We start from the raw sequence: 18,949 nt of genomic DNA on the forward strand, positions 1-18,949 counted from the left end.
GCGACGGTTCCGAACGACGGCGAACGGACGGGTGACGATGGACTTCGATGACAGCGCCGCCGAGCGGGAGTTCCGGCGGGAGGTCGGCGACTGGCTCGACGGGGCGCTCGCGGACGTACCGGACCAGGAGGACCTCTCCGAGGAGGAGCGCACCCACTGGTCGCGGGTGTGGCAGGACCGCATCTGCGCGGCCGGCTGGGCCGGGCTCTCGTGGCCGGTCGAGCACGGCGGGCGCGGCATGGACGCGATCGCGCAGGCCATCTTCAACGAGGAGGCCGAGCTGCGAGGCGCGCCGTACGCCCTGAACGGCGTCGGCATGTACCTCGCCGGGCCGACCGTCATCGCCCACGGCACCCGCGAGCAGCAGGCCCGCCACCTCCCCGGCATCCTCGCGGGCACCGACTACTGGTGCCAGGGGTTCAGCGAGCCCGGCTCCGGCTCGGACCTGGCGAGCCTGCGGACCTCCGCGGTCAAGGTGGACGGCGGCTGGCGCGTCAACGGCCAGAAGATCTGGACGTCGAACGCCCACAACGCCTCCAAGTGCCTCCTGCTGGCGCGCACCGACCCGGACGCGCCCAAGCACGAGGGCATCACCTACCTCCTCGCGCCGATGAGCGGCTTCGAGGTCCGGTCGCTCGTCATGATCAACGGTGACACCGAGTTCAACGAGATGTTCCTCGACGACGTGTTCGTCCCCGACGAGGACGTCCTCGGCGGGGTCGGGAACGGCTGGCGGGTCGCGCTGACCACCCTGGCGTTCGAGCGCGGCAGCATGGCGCTCAGCCTGTGGGTCTGGGCGCGCCAGGCCGTCGACCGCCTCACCGACCTCGCCCTGGAGCGGGGGATGGCCGGCGACACCGCGTTCCTCGACGCGCTCGGCGCCCTGCGCTGCGACGCCGAGGCCGTCCGCATCGGCTCCCTGCGCATGGTCGGGGAGACCCGCGCGGGCAGCGCGCCCGGGCCGGAGACCTCGGCGCTCAAGAGCCTGTGGGCCGGGGTCGTCCAGGACGCGAACCGCCTGGCGGTGCAGCTCGACGAGGCCGGCGGCGTGCTGCTGGACGGCGGGGGAGCGGCGGCCCGGATGCGCCACTACCTGCGGTCGCGCGCCCACACCGTCGAGGGCGGCACCGAGGAGGTCCAGAAGTCGATCCTTGCGGAGCGGGTGCTGAGCCTGCCCCGCTCGCGCTGAGGGGAGTGACGGGATGGAAGCGACGTTCACCCGCGAGCAGCGGGACATCGAAGAGGCCGTACGGTCGATCGCCAAGGAGGAGAAGGTCACCGCCCGCGACGCGCTCGCGGGGGAGTGGCGTCCGCCCGGCTGCGACGCCGTCCTGCTCGCCGACTTCGGGCTGCTCGGCGTGCCCGAGGCGGCCGGCGGGGTGGGGTCGTCCCTGGTCGACCTCCTCGTGGCGGTCGAGGTCCTCGGCGAGCACCTGGTCCCGAGCCGGTTCCCGGCGCACGCCGCGGCCGTCCAGCTCGCCGCGGGGCTCGGGGAACTGGACGGCGACGTGCTCCAGGGCCGCACGGTCCTCACGCCCGCCGCCGACGTTCCCGGCGAAGCCGGATGGCCCGGCCCCTCGCCCGCGGGCGGACCGCTCGTCCGTACCCTGGTGCCGTACGCCGCCCAGGCGGACCGGTTCGCGGTGCTCGGCGCCGACGGCGTCCGGATCGCCGCCCCGGCCGGCATCGTCCTCCGGGAGTCGTTCGATCCGTCGGTGCCGCTGTCGGACGTGACCTTCGACGTCCCGCATGACTCCGGAGCCGCCGGGCCCGCCGGCACGGGCGCCGGGCGTGCCGCGCTCGTCGCCGCCGCCGAGCTGTGCGGCGTCGCCGCCGGGGCCATCGAGCTCGCGGCCGGGTACGCCCGGACCCGGAAGCAGTTCGGCCGGGTGATCGGCTCCTTTCAGGGGGTGGCGTTCCAGCTCGCCGACGCGGTCAAGCACCGCAAGGCGGCGTGGGACCTGACCCTGTACGCGGCCTGGGCCGTGGACCGGGGGCGCCCCGAGGCGGAGAGCCTCGTCCACGCCGCGAAGGCGGCGGCGGGCAGGGCCGCGGTGTTCGCCGCCGAGCGCGGCATCCAGGTGCACGGCGGCATGGGCATCACGATGGAGGCCGACCCGCACCTGTTCCTGCGGCGCGCCCACGTGCTCGACGCACGGCTCGGGCGGGGCTCGTGGCACCGGCGCCGGGTCGGCGAGCTCCAGGTAAGGCAGCGCCGGGGCGCCTGAGGGCGGTCGGCGCGGGAGGGGCCGTTGCGGGCCCCTACCTCGACAGATAACATACCGACTGGTCGGAATATAGGAGTGCGGTAGTGAAGTTCGGGATCATGAACCTGTTCCCCGTGAGCGACGGGGCGTCGGACCACCAGGTGCTGCGCGAGACCCTGGACGAGATCGAGCTGGCCGACGAGCTGGGCTTCGACTCGGTGTGGCTGGCCGAGCACCACTTCTCCAAGTACGGCATCCTCGGCAGCCCGGTGAGCTTCGCCATGGCGGTCGCCGAGCGCACCAGGTCGATCACCATCGGCACCGCCGTCCTGGTCCTCCCGCTGCACGACCCGCTGCGGCTGGCCGAGGACATCGCGGCCCTCGACGTGCTCTCCGGCGGCCGGGTCTCGATCGGCGTCGGCCGGGGCTACCAGCCGTCGGAGTTCGCCGGGTTCGGCATCCCGCTGGAAGAGTCCAAGATCCGGTACAAGGAGACCCTGGACGTCCTCCGGCTGGCGCTGTCGCAGGAGAACTTCAGCTACCACGGTGAAGTGCTCCACTACGACGACATCACCACCTACCCGCGGCCGTTCACCGAGGGCGGGCCGCCGATCCTCCAGGGCACGGTCTCGCCGGACAGCTTCCGCGAGCGCGGCGCGGCCGGCGAGCCCATCATCACCTCGCCGAACTTCACGCCGCTCGGCGTCATGCAGAAGAACTTCGCCCTGTACCGCACGGCGATGCAGGAGAACGGCTTCGACGTCGCCTCCTACGACCTCCCGTTCATGCAGCAGGTCTGGTGCGGCGACGGCGAGGACGGCCTCCGGGAGGCCGCCCAGGCCGCGCTGAACTACTACCGGTCGGTGGGGAAGGTCATCCCGGGGTCCGAGCAGGCCATGGAGCGGGAGCGGGCGTACTACGAGGCCGTCGCCAAGAACATCGAGCTGCTCACCCTGGAGCAGACGCTGACCCACGGCGGCAACTTCGGCTCCGCCCAGCAGGTCATCGAGACCATCGAGATGCTGCGTGACCAGCTCGGGATCAACCACTACATCGGCTGGCTGCGCATCCCGAGCCTGGACCGCAAGGCCGCGCTGAAGTCGATGGAGGAGTTCGCCGACAAGGTCATCCCGCACTTCCGCGCGCAGGAGCAGGTCGCGCCGGCCGCCGAGGCGGTCGCCGGGTGAAGGTCAGCGTCTTCCTGAGCGCCCAGTTCGACCCGTCGGCACCGGCGGCCGAGGGGCTCGACGGCGTCCTCCGGCAGGCCGCCGCCGCCGAGGAGGCGGGCTTCCACGCCGTCTACCTCGGGCACCACTACCTGGCGAGGTCGGCGTTCGTCCAGCCCGTCCCGCTCGCCGGGTACCTGGCCGGGGCGACCACCCGGATCCGCATCGGGTTCGGCGTCCTGCTGGCGCCGCTGCTGAACCCGGTCGCGCTCGCCGAGGACCTGGCCTCCCTCGACGTGCTCAGCGGAGGCCGCCTGACCGTCGGGGTCGGCGCGGGCTACCGCAGGCGCGAGACCGAGGCGTTCGGCGTCGCGTGGGAGGACCGCCTGCGGCGGCTGCGCGAGTACGTGCCGATCCTCCGGTCGCTGTGGCGGGGCGAGACGATCGACATCGCGGGGAGCTGGGGCGAGGCGCCGGGCGCGGCGCTGCCGCTGCGGCCCGTCCAGCCGGGCGGCCCGCCGATCTGGATCGGCGCGTTCGCCGAACCGGCCGTCCGGCGCGCCGCCCGCCTGGACGCGCCGTGGCTCATCGGCCCGAAGGGGAACGACGAGGAGCTCGCGGCGATGCTGGCGGTCTACCGCGGCGCCCTGGCCGAGCACGGGTTCTCGCCCGACCGCGAGTACCCGATGGCCCGCGAGGCGTTCGTCGCCGACACGCGCGCGGCGGCGATCGCGGGCGTGCGGCCCCACATGGAGCGCCAGTACGCCGGATACAGGTCGTGGGAGGACGCCCAGGCCCTCGACATCGACCGGTACATGGCCGAGGACTGCCTGGTCGGCACCGCCGACGACGTCGTGGCCAAGCTGCGCCGGTGGGAGACCGGGCTCGGCATCACCGAGGTGTCCCTGCGGCTCCAGTTCATGGGCGGCGGTCAGGAGGAGACGATGGAGCAGATCCGGCGCTTCGGCGCCGAGGTCATCCCCCGGCTGGACGGGGGAGCGCGATGAGCGGCGCGAACCTCGCCCTGATCCTGGAGGCGCGCGCCGCGGACCGCGGCCGGGCCGCCGGCCTGCACGCCGCGGACGGCCGGTCCTGGACCTTCGACCGGATCGACCTGCTCGCGGGCGGCGTGGCGCGGGCGCTCGCGGCGGAGGGCATCGGCCCGGGGGACCGGGTCGCGCTCTGCCTGGCCAACGGCCCGGAGATCGTGTTCTTCCTGTTCGGCGCCTGGAAGCTCGGCGCGGTGCCGGTGACGATCAGCAGCCTGTACAACGCCGCCGAGCTGGCGGAGTCGGTCGCGAAGACGGACCCGAAGCTGCTCCTGGTCGACGCCGGCCGCACCGATGTCCTGGCCGGCCTCGACACCGCGACGCCGGCGGTCCGCTCGGTCGGGCCCGCGGGGGAGCCGGGGACCCCGACGTCCGGCGTCCGCCCCCTGGAGTGGGGCGAGGAGGCCCGGGTCGCCGCGGTCGAGGTCGAGGAGGACCGCGAGTCCTGCATCCTGTTCACCGGCGGGACCACCGGGCGGCCGAAGGCGGTGAGCGTCACGCACGGCGGGACTTTCGGCTCGCTGCGGCGCCTCGCCCGCGTCTCGACCGGCGCCGCGGAGCAGGGGACCGCGGCGGCGGACGCCGTCCCCAACCTGATCGCCCTGCCGCTGTTCCACTCCGGCGGCCAGCACTCGCTGCTGTTCGCGTACTTCGTCGGGCGCGGCGCGGTCGTCTGGGAGCGGTTCGGGGTGGACCGCCTCGCCGGCCTGATGGAGCGGTTCGCCTTCGACAACTTCTTCTTCCTGCCCACGATGGTCTACGACATCGTGCACTCCGGGCGCGACCTGCCGTTCGCGGGGGTCAAGCACGTCCTCGTCGCCGGGCAGGCCATCTCCTGGACGCTGCGCCGCGACTTCGAGCTGCGGTACGGCGTCCCGATCCTGGTGAACTACGGCTCGACCGAGTCGGGCCACATCGCCGGATGGAACGGCAAGGACATGAAGGCCGGGCGGTGGAAGCCCGGCTCGGCGGGCCGCGTCTACCCGGGCGTCGAGCTGGAGATCCGCGACGACGAGGGGAACGCGCTCCCGGCCGGCGCCGAGGGCGAGATCGTCGTCCGGTCCGAGCTGACCAAGGGGTACGTGGACGACGCCGAGGCGTCCGCCGCGCTCGTCCGCGACGGCTGGGTGCACACCGGCGACGTCGGGCACGTCGACGAGGACGGCGTGCTGTGGCTGTCCGGCCGCAAGCGCGACATGATCAAGTGCGGCGGCTTCCAGGTGTGGCCCGAGGAGATCGAGGACGCCCTGCGCGAGCACCCGCTCGTGCGCGACGTCCGGGTCCTCGGCAGGCCCCACGACCGCCTGGGCGAGATCCCGGTCGCCCTGGTGGTCCGTGACGGCGGCGAAGAGGTCCCCGACGGCGAGCTCGCGGACGCCCTCGTCGCGTTCGCCCGCGAGCGGCTGGCCCACTTCAAGGCCCCGCGGCGGGTGGAGTTCGTCCCCGAGCTGGAGCGCAGCGCGACCGGCAAGGTCAGCCGCGCGTCCGTGCCCGTTCCCGGGAAGGATCCGCAGGCATGAAGTTCGGCATCATGGCATCGCACCAGTACCCGCACGGCGACGACCTCGGGCGGCACCTGGAGGAGCTGTTCGGGACCGTCGAGCTGGCCGCGGAGCTGGGCTACGACTCGGTGTGGACGATCAACCACTTCCAGTCGAACCTGGCGACGCCGCAGCCCATCTCGATGATGGCCGGCCTCATCCCGCGCTCGGGCGACATGACGCTCGGGACCGGGATCCTGCTGCTGCCGCTGTTCCACCCGGTGCACGTGGCGGAGGAGTTCGCCACCCTCGACCACCTGTCCGGCGGGCGGGTCGTCCTCGGCGTCGGCGCGGGCTACCGGGAGAACGAGTTCGCCGCGTTCGGCGTCGACCCCGCGACCCGGTTCCGCAGGCTCGACGAGAGCATCCGCCTCATCCGGGCGCTGTGGTCCGGCGGGCCGGTCGACCACGACGGCGAGTTCTACCCGCTCTCCGGCGCCTCCATCGGCATCCGCCCGCTGACGCCGGGCGGCCCGCCGATCTGGGTGGGCGCGGGCGGCCGGAAGGCGGTGCGCCGGGCCGCGCGCCTGGGCGACGCCTGGTACGCGCCCGGGAACTCGCCCAGCCCCAGGTACCTGCCCGAGCACGTGGGCGTCTACGACGAGGCGCTGGTCGAGTACGGCAAGGACCCGGCGTCGGTCGAACGCCCGATCGGCGTGGAGCTGTACTGCGCGCCGACGACGGACGAGGCCGTGGCCACGGCGCTCCCGCACGCCCGCGTCGAGTACTCCACCTACGCCGAGTACCCCGCCCTGCGCTGGCAGCGCGACCGGTTCGACGACCTGGTGCGCAACACGCTGCTGCTGGGCTCCCCGGAGTTCCTGATCGAGCGCGTCTCCGCCCTGCGGGAGCTCGGGTTCGACCACCTCATCTTCCGCCCGGGCTGGCTGGGGATGCCGGCCGCCCAGGTCCGCGCCTCCCTGCGGCTGTTCGCCGCGGAGGTCTTCCCCGCGTTCCGCTGACCCGGGCCCGACGAGCCCCCGACCCATCCACGAACAGGTGAGGAAGCCGTGAAGAAGACCGAAGCAGAGCTGCTGGAGAACCAGTGGGACGTCGACAACATGGAGGTCGACCCCGAGGTCATCGCGTCGTACGTCAAGTACGACGTGGACGAGAGGCGCTCGGTCGCCACCATCACCTTCGACCGCCCCGACCGGCTCAACGCCGTCCCCGTCGCGGCCTTCGAGCGCGTCGGCGACCTCGTCCGCGAGGCCGAGGCCGACGACCGCGTGAAGGTCATCGTCTTCAAGGGCGAGGGCGACCACTTCGGCACCGGCGCCGACGCCGCCGAGCTGGGCCACTACATCGGCTACAAGGCGGGCACCGACAAGGCCTCGCGGCGCCGCCCGGCCCAGCGCCAGCGCATCCTCCCGGACCGCAACGTGCTCACCTCGGGCTTCACCCGCCCGATCATCGAGTCGCTGAAGGCGACCATCTGCCAGGTGCAGGGCTACTGCTACGGCGGCCACTTCCAGATCGCGCTGTCCGCCGACATCGTCATCGCCACCCCGAACGCCAGGTTCACCCATCCGGCGTTCCGGTACCTCGGCCCGGCCCCGCAGGACATGTACCACTGGATCGAGAAGCTGGGCCTGACGACGATGAAGGACGTCATGCTCACCATGCGCGCGATCGGCGCCGAGGAGGGCGAGCGCAAGGGCCTGGTCACCAAGGTCGTCGAGCCCGGCGAGCTGGAGCGGTGGGTCGCCGACTACGCCGACGCCATCGCGGTCATGCCGCTCGACTCGCTGATGATGGGCAAGTCGATGATGCAGGTCGTCATGGAGGCCCGCGGCAAGGGCCTCGGCGCGATGACCGGCTGGGTCGGCCATGGCTGGGCCACCAACGTCGCCTTCGAGGAGGGCGACTGGAACTTCCTCAAGCGCCGCCGCGAGCTGGGCGTCGCCAAGGCCCTGGAGGAGCGCGACCGGCTCGTCGCGCCCTACTTCCGCCTCAGCGAGACCCGCTCGGCCGAGGAGGAGTAGGAGCCGCCGTGAGATTCGGAGTCCTCCTCGACCACCAGTACGAGCTCGGCGACGACATCAACCGCCGCACGGGCGAGCTGGTGGAGTTCACCCAGCACGTCCGGGACCTCGGCTACGACTCGGTGTTCGGGATCCACCACTACCTCTCGTCGCTGAGCACGCCGCAGCCGCTCCCGCTGCTGTCGCGGCTCATCGACCACTCCGGCGACATGCGGATCGGGACGGGCATCCTCATCCTCCCGATGGGCCACCCGGTGCACTGGGCGGAGGAGATCGCGACCATCGACCAGATGTCGGGCGGCCGGTTCGTGCTGGGCATCGGGTCCGGGTACCGCGAGGACGAGTTCAACGCGTTCGGCATCGAGCGGCGCACGCGCGTCTCCCGGATGAACGAGTCCCTCGAGGTGATGCGGAAGCTGTGGACCGGTGAGAAGGTCTCGCACCGGGGACAGCACTTCGCGCTCGACGGCGTCCGGTGCAGCGTCCTGCCCATGCAGCGGCCCGGCCCCCCGGTGTGGGTGGGCGCGAACGGCCCGATCGGCATCAAGCGCATCGCCCGCCAGGGACACCCCTGGATCGCGCCGTCCAACGTCCGCCGCAACTGGGCGGTCGGCAACCTCGCCGACTACCGGGCCGAGCGGACGGCGGCCGGGTTCGGCGAGGACGGCGCGGTGTTCCCCATCCACCGCGACCTGTGCGTCGCCGGCTCGTTCGAGGAGGCCTACGAGATCGCCGGGACCGCCGTCCGCGCCTCCTACGGCGAGTACGTCCAGTACGGCATGGACTACTTCGACACCCAGTGGGAGGGCATCAAGCACAAGGCCCTGTTCTTCGGCTCCCCCGACGACATCGCCGCCAAGGTCGAGGATTTCGCCCGGGCGGGCTACAACCACTTCGTCTTCCGGACGCAGTGGCTCGGCCTGCCCATCGAACGGTCCATCGAGACCGTGGAGAGGTTCGCCCGCGACGTGATGCCGAGGTTCCGCCCATGAAGATCGGACACGTGATCGTCCCGGCCGCCGACCTGGAGGCGCAGCTCGCGTTCTACGGCTCGCTCGGGCTGGCGACGAGATTCCGCGACGGCGACCGGTACGCCGCCCTCACCGACGGCGCGACCACCATCGGCCTGGCGGACGCCTCGCAGCAGCCCGTTCCCGGCCGGGTGCTGCTCAGCATCGAGGTCGACGACCTGGACGCCCACCTCGCCCGCCTGCCCGCCGGGGAGCCGGTGACCGGCCCGCACGAGCGCCGGGCCGTGGTCACCGACCCGGGCGGCAACCCCGTGGTCCTGTACGAGAGGCTGCCATGAGCGACGTCGTGCGCGGCGACGACGGCGCCGTCGCGGTCGTCCGGCTGAACCGCCCCGAGCGGGGCAACGCGCTGAACGAGGCCCTCAAGTCGGCCCTGCTGGAGACGCTGCGGGAGGTCGCCGGGGACGCCTCGGTCCGCGCCGTGGTCCTGACCGGCGCCGGTCCGGCGTTCACCGTCGGCCAGGACCTCGGCGAGCTCGGCGCGCTGCTGCGGACGAGCCCGGAGAACGCCGGCGAGACGGTCGAGCGGCACTACAACCCGATCACGCTCCTGCTGGCCACGATGCCCAAGCCCGTCGTCGCGGCCGTCAACGGCACCTGCGTCGGCGCCGGGCTCGGGTTCGCGCTGGCGTGCGACCTCCAGGTCTGGTCGTCCACGGCGACCCTGTCGACGGCCTTCCACAAGGTGGGGCTGACCTGCGACTCCGGCCTGTCGGCGACCCTGGTCCGGGCCGTGGGCGCGGCCCGCGCGTCCTCGCTCGTCCTCCTGGCCGAGCCGTTCTCGGCGCGGCAGGCCGCCGGCTGGGGTCTCGCCGGTGACATCGTCGGACCGGACGAGGTGGAGCCCCGCGCGATGCGGCTCGCCCACCGCCTCGCGGCGGGCCCGGCCAGGGCGATCGCCGCGTCCAAGCGCCTGCTGGCGTCCTCCCCGTACCGGCCGCTCGCCGAAGCCCTCGCGGCGGAGGCCGCCGAGCAGTCCGCGCTCGGCCGGACGCGCGACCACGCCGCCGCCGTCGCCGCGTTCCTGGCCAAGGAGGAACCGGCGTTCACGGGCGACTGACCCCGATTACGGTAATGGCCATTTCCGTTATGCTGCGCGGATGAGCGAGGACAGGAGGCGGGGCCGCCCCCGGGACCCGGCCGTCGACCGGGTGGTCCTGCGCGACACGCTGGCCCTCCTGGACAGCGCCGGGTACGAGCGGCTGCGCGTCGCCGACGTCGCCGCCAGGGCCGGGGTCGGCCTGGGCGCGCTGTACCGGCGCTGGCCGACCAAGTACGCCCTGGTCGTCGACGCGCTGCGGGCAGCGGCCCCGCCCCGCGAGGCCGCGCGCACCGACGACCCGGCCGAGGACCTGGTCACGGCCCTGGCGGAGTTCTCCGCGGGGCTGGCCCGGCACGGCGCCCTCCTGGCGGTCCTGCTGACCGACCCGGACTCCGAGGTGGCCGCCGCGGTACGCGAGGCGAAGATCCGTCCCGTCCACGAGACCGCCCGCGCCCACCTGCGCCGCGCCCTGGGCCCGGTCCCCGACCTCCGGTCCCGGGCCGCCACGGGCCCGGCCCTGATCCTCCAGCACCTGCTGCTCCACGGCACGCCGCCCGGAGAACCGCAGATCCGCGAACACATCCTCCCCCTGATGACGGCCCCCGGCCCGTGAGGCGCCCGGCGCCCGGCCCCCGGCCGTGAGGCGACCGGCGTCCGTCGTGGGCCGGGGCGTACCGTCTCAGGCCAGCGCGGTGCGCACCACCCGGTTCCGCAGCTCGCCGAGCCCGGTGACCCGGGTGACGACGAGGTCGCCGTCGGCGAGGAAGACCTGCGGGTCCCGGGCGTTGCCGATCCCGCTCGGCGTGCCGGTGAGCACGACGTCTCCGGCCCGGAGCGTCATCCCCTGGGAGAGCTCGGCGATGAGCCGTTCGAAGCGGAAGGCGACCTGCCGCGTCGACGCGTCCTGCAGCAGCGCGCCGTTCACCTCGCACTGGATGCGCAGGCCGTAGGGGTCGGCCACCTCGTCGGCGGTGGTGATCCACGGGCCCAGCGGCATGGTCGCGTCGATGCTCTTCCCCTTCAGCCACTGCCCGCCATGGGCCCGCTGCAGGTCGCGCTGGGACACGTCGTTGGCCACGCAGTAGCCGAAGACGTGGTCGAGCGCGGTCTCCTCGGTGATCGACCGGCCGTCCCGGCCGATCACGATCGCGACCTCGGCCTCGTAGTCCCATTTTGCGGACAGGTCCGGGTCGAAGGCGATGTCGTCGTACGGGCCGATCACGGTCCCGGGACCCTTGGTGAAGAAGGTCGGCCGGGTCGGCCTCGACTCCGGGTCCTGCCCCTCGCGCCTCCCGGACGACTCCTCGAAATGGTCCCAGTAGTTCCAGCCCGTGGCCAGGATGTCGCGGTTGAAGCGCCGCAGCGGCGCGGCGAGCGTCACCTCGGCGAGCGGGTGCACCGGGGCGTCCGCCGCCGCCTCGGCGACCGCCTCCAGGGCGGGCGCGCCGGCGCGGACGACGTCGTCGGGCGTGCCCAGCCCGGCGGGCAGCAGCGCGATCGTCTCGCCGTCCGCGGCCGGCACCCCGATCCGGACGGCACCCGCCTCGCGCACCGCGGCGATCCTCACGCGCCCTCCCCGGGGCCGTCCTGGACGACCGCGATCGCGTTGATCTCGATCAGGTAGTCCTTGTTCACGAACTTCGAGACCTCGACCAGCGTGGACGCGGGCGGCACGCCGGTGAAGTACTGCCGGCGCACCGCGTGGATCGCGTCGAAGTCCTCCATGTTGCGCACGTAGACGTCGACGCGGACGATGTCGTCCAGCGTGCCGCCGGCCGTCTCCACGGCGGCCTTGAGGTTCCGGCACACCTGGTGGGTCTGCGCGGTGATGTCGCCGGGCCCCGCGACCTCACCGGTCCTGGTGCGGGCGGTCATCCCGGAGACGAACACCAGCCGTCCCGAGGCGCTCGCCGTCACGGCCTGAGAGAAATGGCCGTTCGGGACGGCGAGGTCGGCGGATGTGACTTCCTGTTTGGGCATGGGACGCCCTCCCTCTCGTGATGGGCCGGTGCCTACAGCGCGTCCGCCGGGTCGGTGTACCACTCGGGCCGCGTCGGGTAGTGCGGCCCGTCGTACACCTCCAGCAGGATCGACTCCTCCTCGGCCAGGGTCGGCCCGTGCACGCTGCCCTTGGGGTTCCAGTAGAACGAGCCCTCGGTGAGCGTCAGCCCGGTGGGCAGGTAGGTGTACCGCCCGCTCAGGCAGAACATGAACTGGTTGGACGCGTGGGAGTGGCGGGACGGGATACCCGCGCCCTTCCGGAACCGGACGAGCGCGATGGACGCGCCGGTCGCGTCATCGCGCCACAGCATCCGCTGGGCGAGCCCCGCCAGCGTCTTGTCCGCCCACTCCAGGTCGCCGGTCCGCAGCAGGACTTCACGGAACCGGCCCAGGACCTCTCCCTCGCCACCGGTGACGACCTGCTCGCGGGACCGGTCCGGTGCCGCGCCGGAGTACGCCGCGGGCGCGGAGAGGTTGTTCGCCCACTCCTCCTCGGGTACTCCCGGGGGGCAGGGCGGGCGCGGCGTGACGTGCCCATCGGGTTCAGGCATCCCCGGGCTCCTCTCCCGCTCCGGGCGGGCCGCCCGCGGCGTCCTCGCCGAGCGTCTTCAGCTCGACGAGCCTGCTGTGGTAGCGGGTGTCCCCCCGGTTCGTCAGCATGTGGACCTCGCCGGGCTCGCGGTACACCACCCCGCCGAACGGCTCGTGCACCAGCCGCGGCTCGGTGCCGTCGAGGGGGTCGATCCGGTTGTCGGCGGCGGACAGCGCGATGACCACGTACGGGTTGCGGTGCCGGTGCCAGGTCTGCCGCTCGCCCGGTTCGAGGACGATGTCCCAGACCCGGATGTGGGCGTTCTCGAAGACGACCTTCTGGCCGACCTCGCCGAGGACGACCTGGGAACCGTCCGGGGCGACGGCGATCTCATCCGCGGCCATGGGCTTCCTCTCTCTCGGGTTGTTCGGGCTCGGCGGGGACGGGACGCCCGACCGCGCGGGCGTACAGCTCCGCCGCGATGTCGCGGCCGGACCGGGGATCGAACGGAGCGATCGCGGCCACGTGCGCGTCCGGCCGGACGAGCACGACGGTGTCGGGAGGCACCCCGAACCGCCGTTCGACCCGCCCGCCGGGGTCGAAGAGCGCGCGCCGCCGCAGGCCGGAGTCGTGCGGGGCGTCCCAGCGGCTGACGGCGAAGCGGCGCAGCGCCGGGGAGTCCGGGCCGGAGACGCGGGGCCCGCGCCGCGTGTCGGTGAAGTACAGCGCGACGAACCCGTCGGCGGCCAGGTCGTGCAGGAACACCTGGCCGTCGTGGCCGAACAGCGGCAGGTCGGGCACGCGGTCCCCGGCCCGGACCGCGGCGGGCGCGGACCCGGACTTCACCATCGACCAGTCGCCGGTGCCGTCGACGTCCAGGCGGACGCCGAGCAGGCCGCGGGTGAACGCGTTGCCCCAGTCGCCCTCGCCCATCGCCGTGACGCCGCCGGTACGCCGTGCCATGTAGGCGCGCGCGGCCTCGGCCATCTGCCCGGACCCGCGGACGGCGACCGGCGTCTGCTCCCGCTCGTACCCGTCCAGCAGGTCCTCGCCGGCCCAGCCGCGCATCACCCACGCCAGCCGCCACGGCAGGTTGGAGGCGTCGAGCACGCCCGTGTTGAGGCCGAGCGCCCACATCGGCGTGATCAGGTGGGCGGCGTCGCCCATGAGGAACACCCGCCCGGCCCGCCACCGGTCGGCCACCCGCTGGTGCACCGTGTAGACGTTGGTGCCGATGACCTCCAGCCCCGAGACGTCGCCGATGAACCGGCGGGCCTTGCCGGCCAGCTCCTGCCGCGTGGGCTCGGGCCGGCCCGGGGGGAGGGGGTACAGGAACCGCCAGCAGTGCGGCTGCCGCACGAGGATCATCCACTCCTCCGGATCCCCGAAGTAGGCGAGGTAGGGGTAGTCGCGGGGGTTCGCCACGTCGAGGTCCACCTTGAGATCGACGAGCATGTAGCGCTCGTCCAGCGTCGTGCCGCTGACGGCGATGCCGAGCCGCTCCCGCACCCGTGACCGGCCGCCGTCGCAGGCCAGCACGTACCGGGCGCGGACGGTGGAAGGCCCGCCGGGGGTGTCGAGCCGGAGCTCCACGTGGTCGTCGTGCTGGGTGAAGTCGGTCAGCCGGTGGCTCATGCGCAGCGCCCCCGGGCACCGCTCGTCCAGCGCGGCGCGCAGCACCGGCTCCAGTTCGTGCTGGGGGATGTTGACCACGAACGGGAAGCGGGTGTCGTCGACGAGCGCGCCGGTCCGGACGCTGCGCGCCGGAGTGTTGGTCGCGCGGTCGATGTCGCCGATCTCCTCCAGCCGCAGCGACGCCCGCAGCACGCCGGGGAGCGCCCCGTACCGGTGCAGCACCTCCAGGGTCCGGGTGAGCACCGTTCCCGCCTTGGTGTCCAGGGAGAGGGTGCCGTCCTCCTCGAACACCACGGCGGGCACCCCATGGTGGGCCAGCCCGAGGGCCGTGATGAGGCCGACCGGCCCGGCCCCGATCACGGCGACGGGAAGGTGCTCCGGCGGAACGGTCATCGCGTCACTCCTTGACGAGGGCACGGTCGCGGCTGAGCTGGGAGCCGGTCATCGTGGCGGCGTCCGACAGCAGGAACATCAGCGGGCCGGCCACGTCGTCGGGCGTGCCGATGCCCGTCGTGCGCGCCCAGTGCTCGCGCTCGCCGCCTTCGGGGTTGGCGCGGCGGAACTGCGGGGTGTCGATCACCCCGGGGAAGACGATGTTGACCCGCACCCGGTGCGCGGCGACCTCCGCGGCCAGTGACCTGGTGAAGGAGATCAGCGCGCCCTTGCTCGCGGCGTACGCCGACGCCTGCGCGCGGCCGGCGTGGGCGAGGCCCGAGGAGAACACCAGGATCGCCCCGGACCGCCGCCCGATCATCGACGGGAGCACGGCCTGGCAGGCCCACACCACCCCGTCGAGGTTGACGGCCAGCGTGCGGCGCCACTCGCCGGGATCCATGGCCACCACGTCGCCGCGCGGCTGGACCGCCGCGCCGGCGATCAGCCCGTCGATCCGTCCGTGCCTTCCGAGCACGTCCGCGACGCAGGCGAACACGGCGTCCCGGTCGGCCACGTCCACCCGGTGATGCTCGACACCGCCGCGGTCCGGCAGGGGCGGGCGCGCCGGGGGAGCGGCGGTGTCGAGCACGACGGCGGTCCCGCCCGCGGCGGCGTAGGCCCGCGCGGCCGCGGCGCCGATGCCGCTGGCGCCGCCCGTGACGAGCAGCACCTCTCCCGTGGCGTCGAAGCCGGCTTTCATTCTCGCCTCCCGGCGGGTCGGTACGGTGGTCGGCCGGCGATGGTCGGCCGAGGGTGGTCAGCGGAGGGGGCGGCGCCGGCCCAGGCGGGCGGCGGCGCCGCGGACGCGGGCGGCGGCCGGCCGGGGCGCGGTGAGCGCCTGCGCCGCGAGATGGCCCGAGACGCCGCCGAGGCCGGCGCCCGGATGGGTGGAGGCCCCGATGTGCCAGAGCCCGCGGACGGGCGTGCGGTGGTGCCGGGCACCCGGCAGCGGCCTCCAGAAGAAGTTCTGGTCCAGCTCGGCGGAGCCGCCGTAGGGATCGCCGAACTCGGCGTTCGGGTTGCTCGCGGCGAGGTCGGCCGGGGTGATCACGTCGATCGCGAGCACCTTCTCGTGCAGGCCGGGCGCGTGCTTCGCGACCCGGTCCAGCACCCGCGCCGCGTACCCCCGGGCCAGCTCCGGGGTCCAGGCGCCCGCCGCGTCCAGCTCGCCGGCCGCGTCGCCGGCCGGTGCGAAGGGCGTCTCCTGGAGCTGGAACCACAGGGCGGCGGCGCCCTCGGGCACCCGGGAGGGATCGAGCACGTCCTGCTGGCCCACGACCACCGTGGGCCGGTCGGGGAGCAGCCCGGCCTCGGCCTGGGCGCAGGCGATCCCGGTGCTCGCGGAGCCGTCGGAGACGTGCAGGAGCGGGACGCGGGCCAGCCGGTCGTCGCGCCAGTCCGGAGGCCCCGACAGCGCCACGTGGATCTGCATCTCGCCGCGCCCGTACCGGAAGCCCCGCGCCTCGCGCACCACCGCGCGGCTCACCGAGCCGGGCGGCAGCAGCCTCCCGTACAGCGCGTTCGGCGTGACCGACGCGACGACGGCGCGGGCCGCGCGCAGGGTCCGCCCGCCCGCCACCACGCCGGTGGCGCGCCCGCCCTCGACCGTGATCAGGTCCACCGGCGTGCCGGTGAGGATCTCCACGCCGCGGGAGCGCAGCAGCGACTCGAAGGCCGCGACGAAGCGTCCGGCGCCGCCCTCCACCACCGGGAGCCCGGCGCCGTGCATCGTCGACGCCAGGACCGGGATCATGAATCCGCCCGACGCGTGGTCGGGGGAGAGCCCCGCGTGCAGCAGCCACGGCGCCCACAGGTGGTCGACCTCCGGGCCGGTGAACTCCCGCCGGCACCACGCGCGCCCGCTGCTCGCCAGGTCGCGCAGCCATGCCTCCGCGCCCGCCCGCCCCAGGCCGCGGACCAGCCCGCCCCCGTTCCGCAGCAGCGCGCTCGCGGTGATCTCCGATCCCATCAGCGCGCCGATCGGGCCGGCGTTGCCGGCGAGCCGATCGAGGGCCGCCAGGTAGCGGCGCCGGTCCTCGGCGTCGGCGAAGCCCGCGGCGGTGGCCTCGGGGTCGCGGTCGGCGACCACGACGCGGCCGTCGTCGGCGACGCTCGCGGTGAGCGGGCCGTCGGTGTTGCGGTACGCCAGGCCGTGGCGGCGCAGGTCCTCGCCGAGCGCCGCGTGGGCGGGGCCGGAGACGAACAGGGGATGCCAGGAGGAGAACGTGTCATGGACGTAGCCGGGGAGCGTGCGCTCGTCGCTCGCGATGAAGCCGCCGAGGCGGGTGTTCGCCTCGACCAGCGTCACCGACCAGCCGGCGCCCGCGAGCTCGGCCGCGGCCACCAGCCCGTTCACCCCGGATCCGATCACGATCGCGTCCGCCGTGCCTGCCGTGTCAGCCATCATCGCCCCTCTCTCCGCCTTCTCCGGCGCCCGGCGGGAGGACGAGGGCGATCCCCGCCCGTGCCGCCTCCTCCATCAGTGCCCGCAACGCGGCGTCGCCGACCGGCACGCCGTTCTCGCGGGCGGTCGCGGCGCGCGCCGCCTCCAGCTGCCCGGGCAGCAGCAGCCGGTCCGTTCCCGGTGCCCGGCGGGCGCCGGTGACCTGGCCGAGCAGGTCGTCGAGGTGCTGGGCGAACCGCCCGGGGTCGCCGAACGCGGCGACGTCCAGGGCCAGGAAGAAGTGCGCGCAGTCGTTCGGCACCGTCGTGTCCGCGTACAGCCCGTTCACTCCCGAACCGTAGGCGCCGCCCGACAGCACGCCCGCGAGCACGTCGATCATCAGGGCCAGGCCGAACCCCTTCGGGCCCGCCGCCGGCAGGAGCATCCCGGCCAGCGCCGCCCGCGGGTCGGTCGTCGGCCGGCCCTCCGCGTCCGTGGCCCAGTGCGCCGGTATCGGCCGGTCCTCCTGAGCCGCGAGCCGGATCTTGCCCAGCGCCGCCTCGGACAGCGCCATGTCGAGCACGACCGGATCACCGCCGGCCCGGGGGACGGCGATCGCCAGGGGATTGTTCCCCGTCACCGGCTCCGCGCCTCCGGGGGCCGGCATGAGCGGCCGGGTGTTGGCCGCCGCGACCCCGACGCAGCCGGCCTCGGCGGCCGCGGCGGCGTAGCGGAAGGCGGCACCGAAATGGAAGGCGTGCCGGACGGTGACGGCACCGACCCCGTGGGCGTGCGCCTTCGCCACCGCGATCCCCATGGCCTGGTCGCCGGTCAGCTGGCCCAGCGCGTGCCGCGCGTCCAGCACCGCGACCGCGCCATGGTCGAGCACGACCTCCGCGCGCTCCCTGGCGGTCACCGAACGGTCCCGCAGCCGCGCCATGTACATGGGGACCAGCAGCACGCCGTGCGACGCGACGCCGCGCAGGTCGGCGGCCACGAGCGATTCGGCCACCGTCCTCGCGGCGCGCGCGGACAGCCCGCCGCCGCGGAACACGCCGGTCACCGCCTCGGTGAGCCAGTCCGCCGGCACGGTCGTGGTGCCTGCCATGTGTACCCCCTGCCGGGTGCCTGTGATGGGTCGCCGCGCCACCGGCGTCAGGTGAAGGCGCGTCCGCCGTTGACGTAGAGGTTCTGGCCGGTGACGAAGTCCGAGCCGTGGCCGATGAGGTAGAGCATCGTGCCGACCAGGTCGTCCTCCGTCATCTCGCGCTGGAAGCAGCGCTCCCTGATGATCGTCTCTCCCATCTCGGCGTCCTGCCGGGAGGCGTAGGCCGGGTCGTGCGGGACGTAGCACGGGGAAATGGTGTTCACCGCGATCCCGTGCGGCCCGACCTCGCGGGCGAGCGCCCTTGTGAGGCCCACGATCGCGGATTTCGAGGCGACATAGTGAAGGAAATAGGGAACGGCCGTCGGCACGGTCATCGAAGAGGTATTGATGATCTTTCCGTAGCCGCGTTCCCGCATGTAGGGAAACACCGACCGGCAGCACAGCCAGGTGCCGCGGACATTGACGTCGAAGACCAGGTTCCATTCGTCGACGGTCAGCTGGTCGAACGATGTCTTCTCGATGGCGGAGAAATAGCCGGCATTGTTGACGAGGCCGTCGATCCGGCCCCATTCCGCGGCGACCGACTCCGCCATCCGGTCGGTGGAGCCGGGGTCGGTGATGTCCACCTGGACGGGCATCGCCTTGCCGCCGGCGTCGTTGATCCGTGCCACCACCTGCGCGGGGTCGGCGATGTCGGCGACCGCGACGCGGTAGCCGGCGCGGCCGAGCGCCAGGCAGTACGCCAGGCCGATGCCCTTGGCACCGCCCGTGACGATGACCACTTCGTCGTTTTCTCGCCCGTGCTCCATCGGCGTCCTTTCGCCAGCTCTCGGC

At 73.6% G+C, this 18,949-nt stretch carries 20 protein-coding genes; 11 read left to right on the forward strand and 9 right to left on the reverse strand.

The features are described 5' to 3' along the window. Positions 1-37 precede the first annotated feature (37 nt). The 11 genes from IW256_RS14045 (at position 38) to IW256_RS14095 (ending at position 10,634) form a co-directional block, all read left to right on the forward strand. Positions 38-1,189, forward strand: coding sequence for an acyl-CoA dehydrogenase family protein (locus IW256_RS14045; protein ID WP_197011391.1), 1,152 nt, complete (start codon positions 38-40; stop codon positions 1,187-1,189). Between the two features lie 13 nt (positions 1,190-1,202). After that, entirely contained in the window at positions 1,203-2,228 is a 1,026-nt protein-coding gene (locus IW256_RS14050; protein ID WP_197011392.1) for an acyl-CoA dehydrogenase family protein, read from the forward strand. Positions 2,229-2,311: 83 nt separating this feature from the next. Then, positions 2,312-3,394 carry an LLM class flavin-dependent oxidoreductase gene (locus tag IW256_RS14055; RefSeq protein WP_197011393.1) on the forward strand — a complete coding sequence of 361 codons (1,083 nt, stop codon included), beginning with the start codon at positions 2,312-2,314 and terminating at the stop codon, positions 3,392-3,394. Next, on the forward strand, positions 3,391-4,380 hold the full coding sequence (locus IW256_RS14060; RefSeq protein ID WP_197011394.1) for an LLM class flavin-dependent oxidoreductase: 990 nt from the start codon (positions 3,391-3,393) through the stop codon (positions 4,378-4,380). The genes IW256_RS14055 and IW256_RS14060 overlap by 4 nt, the downstream gene beginning before the upstream one ends. Then, positions 4,377-5,942, forward strand: a complete 1,566-nt coding sequence (locus tag IW256_RS14065) for a class I adenylate-forming enzyme family protein (RefSeq protein WP_197011395.1) — start codon at positions 4,377-4,379, stop codon at positions 5,940-5,942. The genes IW256_RS14060 and IW256_RS14065 overlap by 4 nt, the downstream gene beginning before the upstream one ends. Then, positions 5,939-6,925 (forward strand): LLM class flavin-dependent oxidoreductase, encoded by a 987-nt coding sequence (locus tag IW256_RS14070; RefSeq protein ID WP_197011396.1) that lies wholly within the window; start codon positions 5,939-5,941, stop codon positions 6,923-6,925. Before IW256_RS14065 ends, IW256_RS14070 begins: the two co-directional genes overlap by 4 nt. A gap of 48 nt (positions 6,926-6,973) precedes the next feature. After that, positions 6,974-7,948, forward strand: a complete 975-nt coding sequence (locus IW256_RS14075) for an enoyl-CoA hydratase/isomerase family protein (RefSeq protein WP_197011397.1) — start codon at positions 6,974-6,976, stop codon at positions 7,946-7,948. A gap of 8 nt (positions 7,949-7,956) precedes the next feature. Next, positions 7,957-8,940: an LLM class flavin-dependent oxidoreductase gene (locus IW256_RS14080; RefSeq protein WP_197011398.1), complete on the forward strand. Its 984-nt coding sequence runs from the start codon at positions 7,957-7,959 to the stop codon at positions 8,938-8,940. Then, positions 8,937-9,257 (forward strand): VOC family protein, encoded by a 321-nt coding sequence (locus IW256_RS14085; protein WP_231403775.1) that lies wholly within the window; start codon positions 8,937-8,939, stop codon positions 9,255-9,257. Before IW256_RS14080 ends, IW256_RS14085 begins: the two co-directional genes overlap by 4 nt. Then, positions 9,254-10,039, forward strand: coding sequence for an enoyl-CoA hydratase/isomerase family protein (locus tag IW256_RS14090; protein WP_197011399.1), 786 nt, complete (start codon positions 9,254-9,256; stop codon positions 10,037-10,039). The genes IW256_RS14085 and IW256_RS14090 overlap by 4 nt, the downstream gene beginning before the upstream one ends. Before the next feature lie 40 nt (positions 10,040-10,079). After that, positions 10,080-10,634, forward strand: coding sequence for a TetR/AcrR family transcriptional regulator (locus IW256_RS14095; RefSeq protein ID WP_197011400.1), 555 nt, complete (start codon positions 10,080-10,082; stop codon positions 10,632-10,634). A gap of 66 nt (positions 10,635-10,700) precedes the next feature. On the opposite strand, the gene IW256_RS14100 is transcribed toward IW256_RS14095, so the two are convergent. The 9 genes from IW256_RS14100 to IW256_RS14140 are packed head-to-tail and all read right to left on the reverse strand — an operon-like array spanning position 10,701 to position 18,924. Beyond that, complete coding sequence (locus tag IW256_RS14100; RefSeq protein ID WP_197011401.1) at positions 10,701-11,588, reverse strand: fumarylacetoacetate hydrolase family protein; 888 nt, start codon at positions 11,586-11,588, stop codon at positions 10,701-10,703. After that, positions 11,585-12,001, reverse strand: coding sequence for a RidA family protein (locus tag IW256_RS14105; protein WP_197011402.1), 417 nt, complete (start codon positions 11,999-12,001; stop codon positions 11,585-11,587). Before IW256_RS14105 ends, IW256_RS14100 begins: the two co-directional genes overlap by 4 nt. A gap of 32 nt (positions 12,002-12,033) precedes the next feature. Then, positions 12,034-12,573 (reverse strand): cupin domain-containing protein, encoded by a 540-nt coding sequence (locus IW256_RS14110; protein ID WP_197011403.1) that lies wholly within the window; start codon positions 12,571-12,573, stop codon positions 12,034-12,036. Continuing rightward, positions 12,566-12,958, reverse strand: a complete 393-nt coding sequence (locus IW256_RS14115) for a cupin domain-containing protein (RefSeq protein ID WP_197011404.1) — start codon at positions 12,956-12,958, stop codon at positions 12,566-12,568. Before IW256_RS14115 ends, IW256_RS14110 begins: the two co-directional genes overlap by 8 nt. After that, a complete protein-coding gene (locus IW256_RS14120; protein ID WP_197011405.1) occupies positions 12,945-14,582 on the reverse strand; it encodes an FAD-dependent monooxygenase in 1,638 nt (545 codons plus the stop codon). The genes IW256_RS14115 and IW256_RS14120 overlap by 14 nt, the downstream gene beginning before the upstream one ends. A 4-nt stretch (positions 14,583-14,586) precedes the next feature. Beyond that, the gene (locus tag IW256_RS14125; protein WP_197011406.1) at positions 14,587-15,324 is read right to left on the reverse strand and encodes an SDR family NAD(P)-dependent oxidoreductase; all 738 of its coding nucleotides are present in this window, start codon (positions 15,322-15,324) and stop codon (positions 14,587-14,589) included. A gap of 57 nt (positions 15,325-15,381) precedes the next feature. Then, positions 15,382-17,028, reverse strand: coding sequence for a phytoene desaturase family protein (locus tag IW256_RS14130; RefSeq protein ID WP_197011407.1), 1,647 nt, complete (start codon positions 17,026-17,028; stop codon positions 15,382-15,384). Then, a complete protein-coding gene (locus IW256_RS14135; protein WP_197011408.1) occupies positions 17,021-18,115 on the reverse strand; it encodes an Ldh family oxidoreductase in 1,095 nt (364 codons plus the stop codon). Before IW256_RS14135 ends, IW256_RS14130 begins: the two co-directional genes overlap by 8 nt. 47 nt (positions 18,116-18,162) lie before the next feature. Beyond that, positions 18,163-18,924: an SDR family NAD(P)-dependent oxidoreductase gene (locus tag IW256_RS14140; RefSeq protein WP_197011409.1), complete on the reverse strand. Its 762-nt coding sequence runs from the start codon at positions 18,922-18,924 to the stop codon at positions 18,163-18,165. Positions 18,925-18,949: the final 25 nt, after the last annotated feature.

The organism is Actinomadura viridis (genome assembly GCF_015751755.1).
GTDB classification, from domain to species: Bacteria; Actinomycetota; Actinomycetes; order Streptosporangiales; family Streptosporangiaceae; genus Spirillospora; species Spirillospora viridis.

Coding starts and splice junctions, on each gene's coding strand:
- IW256_RS14045 (WP_197011391.1), top strand. CDS start 38: ATGGACTTCGATGACAGCGCCGCCGAGCGGGAGTTCCGGCGGGAGGTC.
- IW256_RS14050 (WP_197011392.1), top strand. CDS start 1,203: ATGGAAGCGACGTTCACCCGCGAGCAGCGGGACATCGAAGAGGCCGTA.
- IW256_RS14065 (WP_197011395.1), top strand. CDS start 4,377: ATGAGCGGCGCGAACCTCGCCCTGATCCTGGAGGCGCGCGCCGCGGAC.
- IW256_RS14070 (WP_197011396.1), top strand. CDS start 5,939: ATGAAGTTCGGCATCATGGCATCGCACCAGTACCCGCACGGCGACGAC.
- IW256_RS14085 (WP_231403775.1), top strand. CDS start 8,937: ATGAAGATCGGACACGTGATCGTCCCGGCCGCCGACCTGGAGGCGCAG.
- IW256_RS14090 (WP_197011399.1), top strand. CDS start 9,254: ATGAGCGACGTCGTGCGCGGCGACGACGGCGCCGTCGCGGTCGTCCGG.
- IW256_RS14095 (WP_197011400.1), top strand. CDS start 10,080: ATGAGCGAGGACAGGAGGCGGGGCCGCCCCCGGGACCCGGCCGTCGAC.
- IW256_RS14105 (WP_197011402.1), bottom strand. CDS start 12,001: ATGCCCAAACAGGAAGTCACATCCGCCGACCTCGCCGTCCCGAACGGC.
- IW256_RS14110 (WP_197011403.1), bottom strand. CDS start 12,573: ATGCCTGAACCCGATGGGCACGTCACGCCGCGCCCGCCCTGCCCCCCG.
- IW256_RS14115 (WP_197011404.1), bottom strand. CDS start 12,958: ATGGCCGCGGATGAGATCGCCGTCGCCCCGGACGGTTCCCAGGTCGTC.
- IW256_RS14120 (WP_197011405.1), bottom strand. CDS start 14,582: ATGACCGTTCCGCCGGAGCACCTTCCCGTCGCCGTGATCGGGGCCGGG.
- IW256_RS14125 (WP_197011406.1), bottom strand. CDS start 15,324: ATGAAAGCCGGCTTCGACGCCACGGGAGAGGTGCTGCTCGTCACGGGC.
- IW256_RS14130 (WP_197011407.1), bottom strand. CDS start 17,028: ATGGCTGACACGGCAGGCACGGCGGACGCGATCGTGATCGGATCCGGG.
- IW256_RS14135 (WP_197011408.1), bottom strand. CDS start 18,115: ATGGCAGGCACCACGACCGTGCCGGCGGACTGGCTCACCGAGGCGGTG.
- IW256_RS14140 (WP_197011409.1), bottom strand. CDS start 18,924: ATGGAGCACGGGCGAGAAAACGACGAAGTGGTCATCGTCACGGGCGGT.